Source organism: Pseudomonas brassicacearum subsp. neoaurantiaca (assembly GCF_013608025.1).
In the GTDB taxonomy this organism is placed as follows: Bacteria; Pseudomonadota; Gammaproteobacteria; order Pseudomonadales; family Pseudomonadaceae; genus Aquipseudomonas.
Genome location: NZ_VDLV01000032.1, coordinates 1 through 14,386, shown reverse-complemented (window position 1 = coordinate 14,386; position 14,386 = coordinate 1). Strand labels below are relative to the sequence as shown.

Below are 14,386 nucleotides of genomic sequence, written 5' to 3'. Positions count from 1 at the left end.
ATGGATCTTCGGTGAACACGGAACCTGTGGGAGCGAGCCTGCTCGCGAAGAGGCCGGTCCAGGCACCCAAGAACTACCGCCGAATAAAAAACCCGCACCTCTCACAAGGCGCGGGTTCTTTCACAGCAGCAATCGATCAACGTTCGAGCAGGATCCGCAGCATGCGGCGCAGCGGTTCGGCCGCGCCCCACAGCAGTTGGTCGCCGACGGTGAAGGCACCTACGAACTGCGAACCCATGTTCAGTTTGCGCAGACGGCCCACCGGCACGTTCAGGGTGCCGGTGACCTTGGTCGGGCTCAGCTCCTGGATGCTGGTTTCGCGGTTGTTCGGCACCAGCTTGACCCAAGGGTTGTGCTGGCTGATCAGGCCTTCGATGTCGGCGATCGGCACGTCTTTGTTCAGCTTGATGGTCAACGCCTGGCTGTGGCAACGCATGGCACCGATGCGCACGCAGATACCGTCCACCGGGATCGGGCTCTTGAAGCGACCGAGGATCTTGTTGGTTTCGGCCTGGGCCTTCCACTCTTCACGGCTCTGGCCGTTGGGCAGTTCCTTGTCGATCCATGGGATCAGGCTGCCGGCCAGCGGCACACCGAAGTTCTCGGTCGGGTAGGCATCGCTGCGCATCGCTTCGGCGACCTTGCGGTCGATGTCGAGGATGGCGCTGGCCGGGTTGGCCAGGTCATCGGCGACAGCGGCGTGGGTCGCGCCCATCTGTTTGATCAGCTCACGCATGTTCTGCGCGCCGGCACCGGACGCCGCCTGGTAGGTCATGGCGCTCATCCACTCCACCAGACCGGCTTCGAACAGACCGCCCAGGCCCATCAGCATCAGGCTGACGGTGCAGTTGCCGCCGATGTAGTTCTTGGTGCCCGCATCCAACTGCTGGTCGATGACCTTGCGGTTGACCGGGTCGAGGATGATCACCGCGTCGTCCTGCATGCGCAGGCTGGAAGCGGCGTCGATCCAGTAACCCTGCCAGCCGGCTTCACGCAGCTTGGGGAAGACTTCGCTGGTGTAGTCGCCGCCCTGGCAGGTCAGGATCACGTCGAGGGTCTTGAGCTCGTCGATGCTGTAGGCATCCTTGAGCACACCGGTGTCCTTGCCCACGGACGGGCCCTGGCCACCGACGTTGGAAGTGGTGAAAAACACCGGCTCAATGAGATCGAAATCCTGCTCTTCCAGCATTCGCTGCATGAGCACGGAACCGACCATGCCGCGCCAACCGATCAGACCTACACGTTTCATCGCAACTACACCTTTACAAAAGTGGGCCACCGTCGAAGCGGTGGGCCCGAAAGATTACAGATTCCGCAGCGCGGCGACTACTGCATCGCCCATTTGCTGCGTACCGACTTTGGTACAACCTTGCGACCAGATATCACCGGTGCGCAAGCCTTGGTCCAGGACCACGCTGACGGCTTTTTCGATCGCGTCGGCGGCATCGTTCAAGTTGAAGCTGTAGCGCAGCATCATCGACACCGACAGGATGGTCGCCAACGGGTTGGCAATGCCCTGCCCGGCGATGTCCGGCGCCGAACCGTGGCACGGCTCGTACATGCCTTTGTTGTTGGCATCCAGGGAAGCCGACGGCAGCATGCCGATGGAACCGGTGAGCATCGATGCTTCGTCGGACAGGATGTCGCCGAACATGTTGTCGGTGACGATCACGTCGAACTGCTTCGGCGCGCGGACCAGTTGCATCGCGGCGTTGTCGACATACATGTGGCTCAGCTCGATGTCCGGGTAATCCTTGGCCACCTGCTCGACCACTTCACGCCACAGTTGGCTGGAAGCCAGGACGTTGGCTTTGTCCACCGAGCACAGCTTCTTGCCACGCACGCGGGCCATGTCGAAGCCGACCCGGGCGATACGGCGGATTTCGCTTTCGCTGTACGGCAGGGTGTCGTAGGCCTGGCGCTCGCCGTTTTCCAGCTCGCGGGTGCCGCGCGGGGCGCCGAAATAGATGCCGCCGGTCAGCTCACGGACGATGAGAATGTCCAGGCCCGAGACGATTTCCGGCCTCAGACTCGATGCATCGGCCAATTGCGGATACAGAATCGCCGGACGCAGGTTGCCGAACAGGCCCAGTTGCGCACGAATCTTCAGCAGGCCGCGTTCAGGGCGAATGTCGCGTTCGATCTTGTCCCATTTCGGGCCGCCCACAGCGCCCAACAGCACGGCATCGGCTGCGCGGGCACGGTCGAGGGTTTCATCGGCCAGCGGCACGCCGTGCTTGTCGATGGCCGCGCCACCGATGACGTCGTGGCTGAGCTCGAAACCCAGGCCGTACTTGTCGTTCGCCAGTTCCAGCACCTTGACCGCCTCGGCCATGATTTCCGGGCCGATGCCATCACCTGGGAGAATCAGAATCTGCTTGCTCATGCTTTCCTCGTTTGTTCGGTTTTCGGCACCGCCCACTGGGGCTGGCCGGGAAAAATCCTATCGCTCGGCCCACAGCACCAGCACATCTGTACTGAACGAACCATCGGCCTCAATCTGAAAATATTCACGCACTTCGTCGCCCATCGAGCGCTGCAGCTCAAGAATCGCCGCACGCATCACCTCGGGGGTGCGCATGCGCTCGACCCAGGACTGGTACTCCAGGCGCAGCCGCTGACGCGAAGTGCTGCGAGTGTGCAACCCCGCCTCGCTGACTTGGCGCAACCACTCATCGGCCGAATAATCGCGCACATGGCTGGTGTCGCGCAGCACTTCGATGCTTTGCAGGTAGGTGTCCAGCAACGGCGTGCCCGGCGACAGGATATCGATGAACGCCATCACCCCGCCCGGCTTGAGCACCCGGCGCACTTCTCGCAGCGCCAGGCCGAGATCGCTCCAATGATGCGCCGAATAACGGCTGAACACGAAATCGAACTCACCGTCGGCGAACGGCAGCCGCTCAGCGGCGCCCCGTACCGTACTGATATTGCCCAGGCCACGCTCGGCCGCTGCGGCGCTCACCACATCCAGCATTTGCTGGGACAGATCGTACGCCACCACTTCACCAGCCAATGGCGCCACATGAAAACTCACATGGCCAGCGCCGCACCCCAGGTCTAGAACGCGAGCATCGCCACGACCAGCCAACGCAGCCTGTAGCAGCGCGAACTCAGCGCCCTGGGCGTGCACGGCACTGCTCAGGTAGGCCGAGGCCTGTTCACCGAATTGCTTTTGTACGACTTGGCTGTGGGCGGTGCTGGTCATGAGATGTCCTTGTGGTTTTGTATTGCCTGGGCGGCCCCCATCGCGAGCAAGCTCGCTCCCACAGGGGTTTTGTGAACGCCGCAAATCCAATGTGGGAGCGAGCTTGCTCGCGATGGCGTCTTTACGCCTTACGCAAAATCAAGCATCACGAAACAACCAAGGCTGGCTCGCCCGGTGCTTGGCTTCGAACGCGGCAATCGCCTCGCCGTCCTGCAGGGTCAGGCCGATGTCGTCCAGGCCGTTGAGCAGGCAATGCTTGCGAAACGCATCGATCTCGAAACCCAGCACCTTGCCGTCGGGACGGGTCACGGTCTGGGCGGCCAGGTCGATCTGCAGTTGATAGCCCGGGTTGGCCTCGACCTGCTGGAACAGCTCATCCACCTCGGCGTCGCTGAGGATGATCGGCAGCAAACCGTTCTTGAAGCTGTTGTTAAAGAAAATGTCGGCATAGCTCGGCGCGATGATGCTGCGGAAACCGTATTCTTCCAGGGCCCATGGCGCGTGCTCGCGGCTCGAACCGCAACCGAAGTTCTCACGGGCCAGCAACACGCTGGCGCCTTGGTAACGCTCGGCATTGAGCACGAAATCCTTGTTCAGCGGACGCTTGGAGTTGTCCTGGTACGGCTGGCCGACATCCAAATAACGCCACTCGTCAAACAGGTTCGGGCCGAAACCGGTGCGTTTGATGGACTTCAAGAACTGCTTGGGAATGATCTGGTCAGTGTCGACGTTGGCACGATCCAAAGGCGCGACAAGACCGGTGTGCTGGGTAAAAGCTTTCATGCTGCGCTCCTTCAGATCAATTCGCGGACGTCGACGAAACGGCCATTCACGGCCGCCGCGGCGGCCATCGCCGGGCTCACCAGGTGCGTACGGCCACCAGCGCCCTGACGGCCTTCGAAGTTACGGTTGGACGTCGAGGCGCAATGCTCGCCCGATTCCAGGCGATCCGGGTTCATCGCCAGGCACATCGAGCATCCAGGCTCGCGCCATTCGAAACCGGCCTCGAGGAAAATCTTGTCCAGCCCTTCCGCTTCGGCCTGGGCCTTCACCAGGCCAGAGCCCGGTACCACGATGGCTTGCTTGATGGTCGAGGCGACCTTGCGGCCCTTGGCGATGACTGCGGCGGCGCGCAGGTCTTCGATCCGCGAGTTGGTGCAGGAACCGATGAACACGCGGTCGAGCTGAATGTCGGTGATCGCCTGGTTGGCGCTCAAGCCCATGTATTTCAAGGCACGGACGATAGAGTCGCGCTTGACCAGGTCCATTTCCTTGGCCGGATCCGGTACGTTCTGGTCCACCGCCAACACCATTTCTGGCGAAGTGCCCCAGCTGACTTGCGGCTTGATCTGCGTCGCGTCGAGCTCGACCACGGTGTCGAATTTGGCGTCCGGGTCAGAGACCAAGTCTTTCCACGCCTCGACCGCCATGTCCCATTCCGCGCCTTTGGGCGAGAACGGACGGCCCTTGACGTATTCCACGGTTTTTTCATCGGCGGCCACCAGCCCGACACGGGCTCCGGCCTCGATGGACATGTTGCAGATGGTCATGCGGCCTTCGACGGACAAATCGCGGATCGCGCTGCCGGCGAATTCGATGGCATGGCCGTTACCACCCGCGGTGCCGATCTTGCCGATTACCGCCAGGACGATGTCCTTGGCGGTCACGCCGAACGGCAGCTTGCCCTCGACGCGCACCAGCATGTTCTTCATTTTCTTGGCGACCAGGCATTGAGTGGCGAGCACATGCTCGACCTCGGACGTACCGATGCCGTGGGCCAAGGCGCCGAATGCACCGTGGGTCGAGGTGTGCGAGTCGCCGCAGACCACGGTCATGCCGGGCAAGGTCGCGCCCTGCTCCGGACCGATGACGTGGACGATGCCCTGGCGCACGTCGTTCATCTTGAATTCGACGATGCCGTATTCGTCACAGTTGTCGTCGAGGGTCTGCACTTGCAAGCGCGAGACCTGGTCGGCAATCGCCTCGATGCCGCCCTTGCGCTCCGGCGTGGTCGGTACGTTGTGGTCCGGGGTCGCGATGTTGGCATCGATGCGCCACGGCTTGCGCCCGGCCAGGCGCAGGCCTTCGAAGGCTTGCGGTGAGGTCACTTCGTGAATGATGTGACGGTCGATGTAGATCAGCGCCGAGCCATCGTCGCGCTGCTTGACCAAATGCGAATCCCAGAGCTTGTCGTAGAGCGTTTTGCCGGCCATCAGACGGTTTCCTCATCAGCTTGTTTCTATGCCCTGGGTCTTGAACGGGTCAATGACCCCTTGGCTTGTGAGGCTGATGTTATGAGGCTACATTAAATAACTCAAATTCATATTTTTCATACTTTGCATAACCAACAGGAATTCGAATAAGACGGCCATGGACCTCGCCAACCTCAACGCCTTTATTGCCATCGCCGAGACCGGCAGTTTCTCCGGTGCCGGCGAACGGCTGCACCTGACCCAACCCGCCATCAGCAAGCGGATTGCCGGGCTGGAGCAGCAGCTCAACGTGCGCCTGTTCGATCGATTGGGCCGCGAAATCGGCCTGACCGAAGCCGGTCGCGCCCTGCTGCCACGGGCCTACCAGATCCTCAACGTACTGGACGACACCCGCCGCGCCCTGACCAACCTGACCGGCGAAGTGACCGGGCGCCTGACCCTCGCCACCAGCCACCACATCGGCCTGCACCGCTTGCCGCCTTTATTGAGGGAATTCACCCGACGCTACCCACAGGTGGCCCTGGATATTCAGTTCCTGGATTCGGAAGTGGCCTACGAAGAAATCCTCCACGGCCGGGCAGAACTGGCCGTCATCACCCTCGCCCCCGAGCCCCACAACTTGGTAAGCGCCAAGCCCGTGTGGGACGACCCGCTGGATTTCGTGGTGGCGCCGGAACACGCGCTGCTGGAGAACGGCGCGGTGAGCCTTGCGGACATTGCGTTGCACCCGGCGGTGTTCCCGGGCGGCAATACCTTCACCCATCACATCGTCCGGCGATTGTTCGAAGCCCAAGGCCTGACGCCGAACATCGCCATGAGCACGAATTATCTGGAAACCATAAAGATGATGGTCTCCATCGGCCTGGCCTGGAGCGTTTTGCCGCGCACCATGCTCGACGAGCAGGTGGCGCGCATTCCTTTGCCAGGCATACAGCTCAGTCGCCAGCTAGGCTATATCCTGCACACCGAACGGACGCTGTCGAACGCCGCGCGGGCCTTCATGGCTCTATTGGACGCACAAATCGATCTGCCAGGGACAAGGGCATAAGTTGTGCTACTCCTATAGGGCCACTACGCCTGCGCATAAACCACATCTGCCAAGGCCCGCTAGAGAATGCCCAAACCCGCTGACCATATCCCGCCCCTGCCGCGCATCCAGGCGCTCGACCCGAAACGGTCCGAGCAAAGCTGGGACAGCGCGCCACAGTTGCTGGCCGCCCTGAACGGAGCGCGGCTGGGGGCTTGGTCGTGGGACATCGACACCGGGCAGATCAGTTGGTCGCGGGGCACCCAGGCGCTGTTCGGCTTCGATCCGCGCCAGCCGTTGCCGGCAGACGTGGATTACCTCGACCTGCTGCTACCCGAAGACCGGGCCAGGGCCGTGCGCGCATTCCACGCGGCGGTGGCCGGTGCTCCGCTTGAGCAGGCGATGCACCACCGCATCGTCTGGCCCGACGGCAGCCTGCACTGGCTGGAAATCAGCGGCAGCGTACTACCCGACAAGCACGGCCGGCCGCGCATGATCGGGGTGATCCGCGAAATCACCCACCAGCGCGAACGGGAACAAGCGCTACGCAGCTCGGAGAAACGCTTCGCCACGCTTTTTCACCTGTGCCCGAACATGGTCCTGCTCACCCGCCAGGAGGACGGGCTGATCAGCGAGGCCAACCAATATTTCGAAAGCCTGTTCGGCTGGCCGGTGCATGACGTGATCGGCCGCACCACCCTGGAATTGGGCCTGTGGGTAGACCCCAGTCAACGGGCGAAACTGGTGGAGGCGACCAAGGCCAAGGGCGAATTGATCAGCATGGAAGTGGAATTCCGCGCCAGTAACGGCCAGGTCCACAACGGCATTCTCAGCGCCCAGAAGGTCGAGCTCGAAGGCCAGCCTTACCTGCTGAGCACGTTCCTCGACACCACCGAGCGCAAGCTCGCCGAGCAGGCCCTCAAGGACAGCCAGGAGCGCCTCGACCTGGCCCTCGACTCGGCGCAACTGGGAACCTGGGACTGGCACATTCCCAGCGGCATGCTCTACGGCTCGGCCCGGGCGGCACAGCTCCATGGTCTGGAGCCCAAGGCCTTCCATGAATCGTTCGATGCGTTTTTCGAAGGCGTGCCCACCGAAGAACGCAACAACATGCGCAACGCCTACCGCAGCCTGCGTGAAGGCCCCGCCGGCAACTATCAACTGACCTACCGCGTGCAACTGCCGGACGGCAGCTCGCGCTACCTGGAAAGCCGTGCCCGCCTCTACCGCAACGACGACGGCAGCCCCCTGCGCATGGCCGGCACCTTGCTCGACATCACCGACCAGGTGGAGCGCGAACAGAGCCTGGCGGCCTCGGAAGAAAAATTCGCCACGCTGTTCCAGGTCAGCCCCGACCCGATCTGCGTCACTCACCAGGACGATGGCCGGTTTATCGAGATCAACTCCAGCTTTACCCAAACTTTCGGCTGGGCCGCCAGCGACGTGCTCGGTCGCAGCGCCGACGAGATTGGCTTGTGGGACGCTTCGGGCAGTAGTCTGCAACGTATCGAGCGGGTGATTCGCGAACAATCGCTGAGCAACGTCGCCGTGGTGGTCTATCACAAGAATGGCCAGCCGCTGACCTGCGTCATCTCCAGTCGCCAGATCAACGTCGGCAACCAGCCCTGCATCGTCACCACCCTGCGGGACATCACCCAGCAGCAACGCTCCGAAGCGGCGCTCAAGGCCAGCGAGGAGAAGTTCGCCAAGGCGTTCCATTCCAGTCCGGATGCCATCACCATCACCGAATTCGAAAGCGGCCGCTACCTGGAGGTCAACGACGGCTTCTGTCGCCTGACCGGCTATCGCGCTGACGAGGTGATCGGGCATACGGTCTACGAAGTCGGCATCTGGGCCGAGGAGAAGCAGCGCGCCGCCTTGTTGGCGGAGCTGCAGCTCAAGGGCCGCGTCCTTCACCAGGAAATGCTCGGGCGCAACAAGCGCGGGGAAATCCTCACGGTAGAGGTGTCGGTCGAACCGATCACGCTCAACGAGAAGGCCTGCCTGCTGTTGACCGCCCGGGACGTGAGCCTGCTGCGCAATGCCGAGGCACAGATCCGCCACCTGGCCTACCACGATCCCCTGACCAACCTGCCCAACCGGGCGCTGCTGATGGACCGACTGAGCCAGCAGATCGCCTTGCTCAAGCGCCACAATCTGCGCGGTGCCCTGCTGTTCCTTGACCTGGACCACTTCAAGCACATCAACGACTCGCTCGGCCATCCGGTGGGCGACACGGTGCTGAAAATCATCACCGCACGCCTCGAAGCCAGCGTGCGCCTCGAGGATACGGTGGCGCGGTTGGGCGGCGACGAGTTCGTGGTGTTGCTCAGCGGCCTGGAAGGTACGCGCGGCGTGGTCAGCCAACAGGTGCAGAACCTCGCCGACACACTGCGCGAACTGCTTTCCGAGCCGATGTTCCTCGACGGCCAACGGCTGCAAGTCACCCCCAGCATCGGCATGGCACTGATTCCGGACCATGGCTCGACGCCCACTGACCTGCTCAAGCGCGCCGACATCGCCCTGTACCGCGCCAAGGATTCGGGACGCAACACCTCGCAGATGTTCCACACCACCATGCAAAAAGCCGCCAGCGAAAGGCTGCGCATGGAAACCGACCTGCGCCAGGCCTTGGCCCGCAATGAGTTCAGCGTGCATTTCCAACCCCAGGTCGACGCCCGGGACAACCGCATCATCGGCGCCGAGGCGCTGGTGCGCTGGCATCACCCGGAGCTGGGTGCCCAGTCGCCCAATGAATTCATCAAGGTCCTGGAGGACAGCGGCCTGATCCTGGAGGTCGGGACCTGGATCCTCGATGAAGCCTGCGACGGCTTCAGGCAACTGGTTGCCAAGGGCAAGATCGATCCAGAGCAATTCAGCCTCTGCGTGAACATCAGCCCCCGGCAGTTTCGCCAGAGCGATTTCGTCGAACGCATCGAAAACAGCCTCGCCCACCACGGCCTGCCGTGTGGCATGTTGAAACTGGAAATTACCGAGGGCATCGTGATCCAGAACCTGGACGACACCATTGCCAAGATGCGCCGGCTCAAGAAGCTTGGCGTGAGCTTTGCCATGGATGACTTTGGCACCGGTTATTCGTCGCTGACCTACCTTAAGCGGCTACCGGTCGACACATTGAAAATCGACCAGTCATTCGTGCGGGACGCCACCAGCGACCCGAACGACGCCGAAATCATCCGCGCCATCGTCGCCATGGCCCGCAGCCTGAACCTGGTGATGATTGCCGAAGGCGTGGAGACCTTGGAGCAGCTGCAATTCCTGCAAGGGCTCGATTGTCATTTGTACCAGGGTTATCTGCACAGCCGACCGTTGCCGCTGGAGGCGTTTGAGCGGTTGTTGCCGTGATGTCGTGGGACTCATTGTGGCGAGGGAGCTTGCTCCCGCTGGGCTGCGAAGCAGCCCTGAAACCTGGCACCGCGGTGTGTCAGACTGACCTGAGGGGACATCCTATTTTGGGGCCGCTTCGCAGCCCAGCGGGAGCAAGCTCCCTCGCCACGGTAGTGCTCTGCACAATGAAAAAGGGCGCCATTTCGGCGCCCTTCTTCATTGGCGATGGATCAGTTCTCCAGCGCAGGTTTCTGCTGCGCACCGTTGATCGGGATGCGCTTGGCTTTCGCCTCTTCCGGTACCACGCGCAACAGGTCGATGCTCAACAGACCGTTGCTCAGGCCGGCGGATTTGATCTCGATATGATCCGCCAACCGGAAGGACAGCTTGAACGCACGCTGGGCGATGCCCTGGTGCAGGAAGGTCACGCTGTCGTTGCTGGCCTCACGCTTGCCGCCGCTGATGGTCAGCACACCTTTTTCCACTTGCAGGTCCAGGTCTTCTTCCCGGAACCCGGCGGCGGCGACTACGATGCGGTATTCGTCATCGCCGTGTTTTTCCACGTTGTAGGGTGGATAGCTGCTGCCCGGCTCGTTGCGCAGTGCGGTTTCGAACAGGTCGTTGAAACGGTCGAAGCCCACCGAGGAACGGAACAGAGGGGCCAGCGAAAATGCAGTACTCATGATTCAAATCTCCTGAAAGTTCAGCAAGGTTTTTTGTCTCCGCGACCCGAATTCGGCATCGCGTATCCCCTATCTAGGGACCGCCAAAAACTTTTCAAGAGCTTTTTCTGAAAATTTTTTCAGGCCGCTTCGGTGCGCTGTACACCCAGCAAATGGCCCACCGCGTCCAAGTCGGTTTCCCGGCGCACGGCACTGAACAGCTCAACCGCCTCCGGGTAGTTGCGGGTCAGCATGGCCAGCCATTGCTTCAAGCGACCCGGCGCCTGGCGTGGCGTCAGCTGATCGACCACTTGCAGCCAGAAGTCCTGGAGCATCGGCTGCAGGTCAGCCCAGGACATCTCGGCGACCTCTTCACCGGCCCGGGCAGCGGCGATCTGCCGGGCCAGGTCGGGGCGTGACACCAGGCCACGGCCGAGCATGATGTCCTCGACACCGCTGATTTCGCGGCATCGGCGCCAGTCTTCGACGCTCCAGATATCGCCATTGGCGAACACCGGCACCTTGACCACTTCCTGGACGCGGGGAATCCACTCCCAATGGGCCGGTGGCTTGTAGCCGTCGACCTTGGTCCGCGCATGCACCACGATGTGCGCCGCGCCGCCTTCGGCCAAGGCCGTGGCGCAAACCAGCGCGCCGTCCGGGCTGTCGAAGCCGAGGCGCATCTTCGCCGTTACCGGAATGTGCTTGGGCACCGCACGCCGTACGTGCTCGACAATTTCGTTGAGCAGCTCAGGCTCCTTGAGCAACACCGCCCCGCCCCGGGATTTATTCACAGTCTTGGCCGGGCAACCGAAGTTCAGGTCGATCACCTCCGAGCCCAACTCGCAGGCCAGTGCCGCGTTTTCCGCCAGGCACACCGGGTCGGAGCCCAGCAGTTGCACCCGCAGGGGCACGCCCGCGGCAGTCCGGGCACCGGTCAGCAGCTCAGGGCCGAGCTTGTGGAAATAGGCCGGCGTGAGCAGACGGTCGTTGACGCGGATGAACTCGGTGACGCACCAGTCGATACCGCCAACACGGGTCAGGACGTCCCGCAGGATGTTGTCGACCAACCCCTCCATGGGCGCCAGGGCAATTTGCATGGAAAACACACTCGACGAAAAAACGTGCGGCAGTTTAGCGGATTTCACTACCCATCCGGCACCACTATGAGTTCTTTGTGGCAGCGAGCTTGCTCGCGAAAGCGGTGGGTCAGCTTGTGGAGATGCTGACTGAACTGCCGCCTTCGCGAGCAAGCTCGCTCCCACAAGGGTCCCGAGGCGTACATGACATCGCAATCCACCAACAATCCCTGTGGGAGCGAGCTTGCTCGCGAAAGCGGTGGGTCAGTCTATGAGGATGCCGGACGATTCCAGGGCCGGGCCATAACCTTCGATAAACTCCGCCGGCATGCGCTTGGGCCGGCCGGTGGACAATTCGATGCAGACGAAAGTGGTCTGGGCCCGCAGCAACGTGGTGTTATCGCTGGGACGGACGAGCTGGAAATGCCGGGTCATTTTCAGGCGTTGGTCCCAGTCGACAATCCAGGTCGCCAACTGCAATTCGTCGCCCTCATAGGCCGCCGCCAGGTAATCGATTTCATGCCGCACCACCGCCATGGCCCGATCCAGTCGGCGGTATTCCACCAGGTCCAGGCCCAGGCGCTGGGAATGGCGCCAGGCGCAGCGTTCCAGCCAGGTGACGTACACCGCATTGTTGGCGTGGCCCAGCCCGTCGATGTCTTCGGCATTCACCTGAAGGTCAATGATGAATGGCGTTGCCCGATCCCAGCCCATGCCCGTCTCCTGTCAAATATGGATCGGGGCAGTGTACCGGATGCTCAGGCCGATTGCCGCGCTTGCAGGCTGCGTCCCGCCAGCAGTGATAACACGCCATCAATCACACGGGGATCGGCCAAGACTCGCTGATGACCGCCCTGAGGCAACCGCAGCAAGCGACTGTCGAACCAGGCTTCATGGATCAGTTGCGATTCCTTCACCGAAACCGACATATCGTCCTCGGCGTGGACGATCAATCCTGGTACATCCAACTGATATTGCGCGACGTCCATTTTCGAAGCCTGCATGCCCACGTCTTGCTCCACCTGGCGAATGAAAGCCGAGCGCGCCCGGGGAGGCATTCCCATCATTCGCGCGAAGCCACGCAGCACGCCGAGGATCCGCGCCGGCGCGGCGATGCTCACCAGCGTCTCGGTCCGCAGGCCCAACTGAACCGCCAGCATCGCACTGGCGCCGCCCATGGAGTGGCCGATCACCGCTTGCAACGGTGGCAATTCCGCTGCGGCTTCAAGCATCGCCCGGGCAAACAACAGGACGTTGGCCTCATGACCGGGCGAGCGGCCATGGGCCGGCCCATCCAGCGCCACTACCGTATAGCCGGCATCGACCAGCGCGTTGATCAAGGCCGCGAACTGCGTTGGCCGTCCTTCCCAGCCATGCATCAACAGGACAGCCGGGCCTTTGCCCCAACGCAAGGCAGACAGACCGAAGCGCAAGGTGATGCGCTCAGACGAGGCCAGCAATGGCAGCTCCCAGTCTCGCGGTGGCAGGTTGCGGGGACTCATGAATACCTTACGCATTTTCTTTGCCACCAGGCACGGTGCTATCCGGCCAAGGGTGCCATTGACGCCACGAATCCAGCTCAACCTGTCCATGCTCATCTCCAGGGCTTGCGCCTCAGCTCAGCGCACCGCCGACTTGGCGGCGCGCAGCAAACGATCCGATAACTCGCCCGGGCCCAACGCCCGCGCCAGGGCCAGGCCGCCCACCATCAAGGCAATGTCGGCCAGCGCTTTGTCAGCGTCTTCAGGGCTGGCCGCCAACTGCGCGACCATCAATTCGATGTGTTCGTTAAGCACCTCGCGAAACGCATCCGGCAGCCGCCCGAGCTCACCGACCGACGCCGGGATCGGGCACGCCTGCTCGGTGGAATCCCGGTGCTTGCGCGACAGGTAGAACGCCGCGACCAAGGCGCGCCGCTCCTCACCCGTCAGCTCGGCATCCATGTCGGCAATCAGGCCACGGCGGCGGCCCAACAGTTGCTTGAACGCCTCCAGCATCAACGCGTCCTTGCTTTCGAAATGAGCGTAGAAACCACCCACCGTCAGCCCGGCCGCGCCCATCACCTCGCCCACGCTCGGCTCGGCCGGCCCGCGCTGGATCAGCGCATCGCTGGCGGCCTTGAGAATGCGTTCACGGGTTTGTGCTTTTTTATCGCTCATCGTTGCCTCCGAATATTACGATTGAAATATTATCCCCATAATAAATTTCCGCAAGCGAAATATTGACCGCTGGTCAGAAGTATTTTCGAGGATAAGGGAATTGGCTGAACGCCAGACAAACAAAAGGGCCATTCAATAATTGAATGACCCTTATAAAATCCCGCAGAGCGGGTAATCGTGGCGTCCCCTAGGGGACTCGAACCCCTGTTACCGCCGTGAAAGGGCGGTGTCCTAGGCCACTAGACGAAGGGGACACAAACCTTCTGAACATGATCAGCGCTGAGGACTGATCGCTTCAAGGCCGGTGTGGCCAGACCTTGAAGTGTAAATTGGTGGAGCTAGACGGGATCGAACCGTCGACCTCTTGCATGCCATGCAAGCGCTCTCCCAGCTGAGCTATAGCCCCGGATTTTTCGCCTCGCGGCGGAGCGACATCTTGTAACATCGCTTCTGTAAAACTGGCGTCCCCTAGGGGACTCGAACCCCTGTTACCGCCGTGAAAGGGCGGTGTCCTAGGCCACTAGACGAAGGGGACGCAAACCCTTCTATACAACTGATCAACGCTGAGTGTTGATCGCTTCAAGGCCGGTGTGGCCAGGCCTTGAAGTGTAAATTGGTGGAGCTAGACGGGATCGAACCGTCGACCTCTTGCATGCCATGCAAGCGCTCTCCCAGCTGAGCTATAGCCCC

General features: G+C 61.8%; 12 protein-coding genes and 4 tRNA genes. 2 read left to right on the top strand and 14 right to left on the bottom strand.

Going from position 1 to position 14,386, the window contains the following annotated elements; translation table 11 throughout:
- Positions 1-136: 136 nt before the first annotated feature.
- The 5 genes from asd to leuC form a co-directional block, all read right to left on the bottom strand.
- Positions 137-1,249: an aspartate-semialdehyde dehydrogenase gene (asd, locus tag FHK92_RS17195; RefSeq protein ID WP_181289108.1), complete on the bottom strand. Its 1,113-nt coding sequence runs from the start codon at positions 1,247-1,249 to the stop codon at positions 137-139.
- 54 nt (positions 1,250-1,303) lie between these two features.
- Positions 1,304-2,386, bottom strand: a complete 1,083-nt coding sequence (gene leuB / locus FHK92_RS17190; protein ID WP_181289107.1) for a 3-isopropylmalate dehydrogenase — start codon at positions 2,384-2,386, stop codon at positions 1,304-1,306.
- Between the two features lie 57 nt (positions 2,387-2,443).
- A complete protein-coding gene (locus tag FHK92_RS17185) occupies positions 2,444-3,208 on the bottom strand; it encodes a class I SAM-dependent methyltransferase (protein ID WP_181289106.1) in 765 nt (254 codons plus the stop codon).
- A gap of 138 nt (positions 3,209-3,346) precedes the next feature.
- Positions 3,347-3,991 (bottom strand): 3-isopropylmalate dehydratase small subunit, encoded by a 645-nt coding sequence (gene leuD, locus FHK92_RS17180; RefSeq protein ID WP_030142033.1) that lies wholly within the window; start codon positions 3,989-3,991, stop codon positions 3,347-3,349.
- A gap of 11 nt (positions 3,992-4,002) precedes the next feature.
- A complete protein-coding gene (gene leuC, locus FHK92_RS17175; RefSeq protein WP_181289105.1) occupies positions 4,003-5,421 on the bottom strand; it encodes a 3-isopropylmalate dehydratase large subunit in 1,419 nt (472 codons plus the stop codon).
- Positions 5,422-5,578: 157 nt separating this feature from the next.
- On the opposite strand from leuC, the gene FHK92_RS17170 reads away from it, so the two are divergent.
- Together FHK92_RS17170 and FHK92_RS17165 are read left to right on the top strand one after the other, a co-directional pair.
- Entirely contained in the window at positions 5,579-6,469 is an 891-nt protein-coding gene (locus FHK92_RS17170; RefSeq protein ID WP_181289104.1) for a LysR family transcriptional regulator, read from the top strand.
- Between the two features lie 66 nt (positions 6,470-6,535).
- On the top strand, positions 6,536-9,814 hold the full coding sequence (locus FHK92_RS17165; RefSeq protein WP_181289103.1) for an EAL domain-containing protein: 3,279 nt from the start codon (positions 6,536-6,538) through the stop codon (positions 9,812-9,814).
- A gap of 212 nt (positions 9,815-10,026) precedes the next feature.
- Here the strand turns inward: FHK92_RS17165 and FHK92_RS17160 are convergent, their stop codons facing one another.
- From FHK92_RS17160 to FHK92_RS17120, 9 genes are all read right to left on the bottom strand, one after another.
- Positions 10,027-10,479, bottom strand: a complete 453-nt coding sequence (locus tag FHK92_RS17160; protein ID WP_030142036.1) for an Hsp20 family protein — start codon at positions 10,477-10,479, stop codon at positions 10,027-10,029.
- Between the two features lie 119 nt (positions 10,480-10,598).
- Positions 10,599-11,558, bottom strand: coding sequence for a tRNA dihydrouridine synthase (locus tag FHK92_RS17155; RefSeq protein WP_181289102.1), 960 nt, complete (start codon positions 11,556-11,558; stop codon positions 10,599-10,601).
- Positions 11,559-11,801: 243 nt separating this feature from the next.
- Positions 11,802-12,251: an acyl-CoA thioesterase gene (locus FHK92_RS17150; RefSeq protein WP_181289101.1), complete on the bottom strand. Its 450-nt coding sequence runs from the start codon at positions 12,249-12,251 to the stop codon at positions 11,802-11,804.
- 44 nt (positions 12,252-12,295) lie between these two features.
- Positions 12,296-13,129 (bottom strand): alpha/beta fold hydrolase, encoded by an 834-nt coding sequence (locus tag FHK92_RS17145; RefSeq protein WP_181289100.1) that lies wholly within the window; start codon positions 13,127-13,129, stop codon positions 12,296-12,298.
- 27 nt (positions 13,130-13,156) lie between these two features.
- Entirely contained in the window at positions 13,157-13,696 is a 540-nt protein-coding gene (locus tag FHK92_RS17140) for a TetR/AcrR family transcriptional regulator (protein ID WP_181289099.1), read from the bottom strand.
- A gap of 178 nt (positions 13,697-13,874) precedes the next feature.
- Positions 13,875-13,950: transfer RNA gene (locus FHK92_RS17135), tRNA-Glu, on the bottom strand.
- Between the two features lie 76 nt (positions 13,951-14,026).
- Positions 14,027-14,102: transfer RNA gene (locus FHK92_RS17130), tRNA-Ala, on the bottom strand.
- 53 nt (positions 14,103-14,155) lie between these two features.
- Positions 14,156-14,231 (bottom strand) — tRNA-Glu (locus FHK92_RS17125).
- Between the two features lie 79 nt (positions 14,232-14,310).
- Positions 14,311-14,386, bottom strand: a tRNA-Ala gene (locus tag FHK92_RS17120).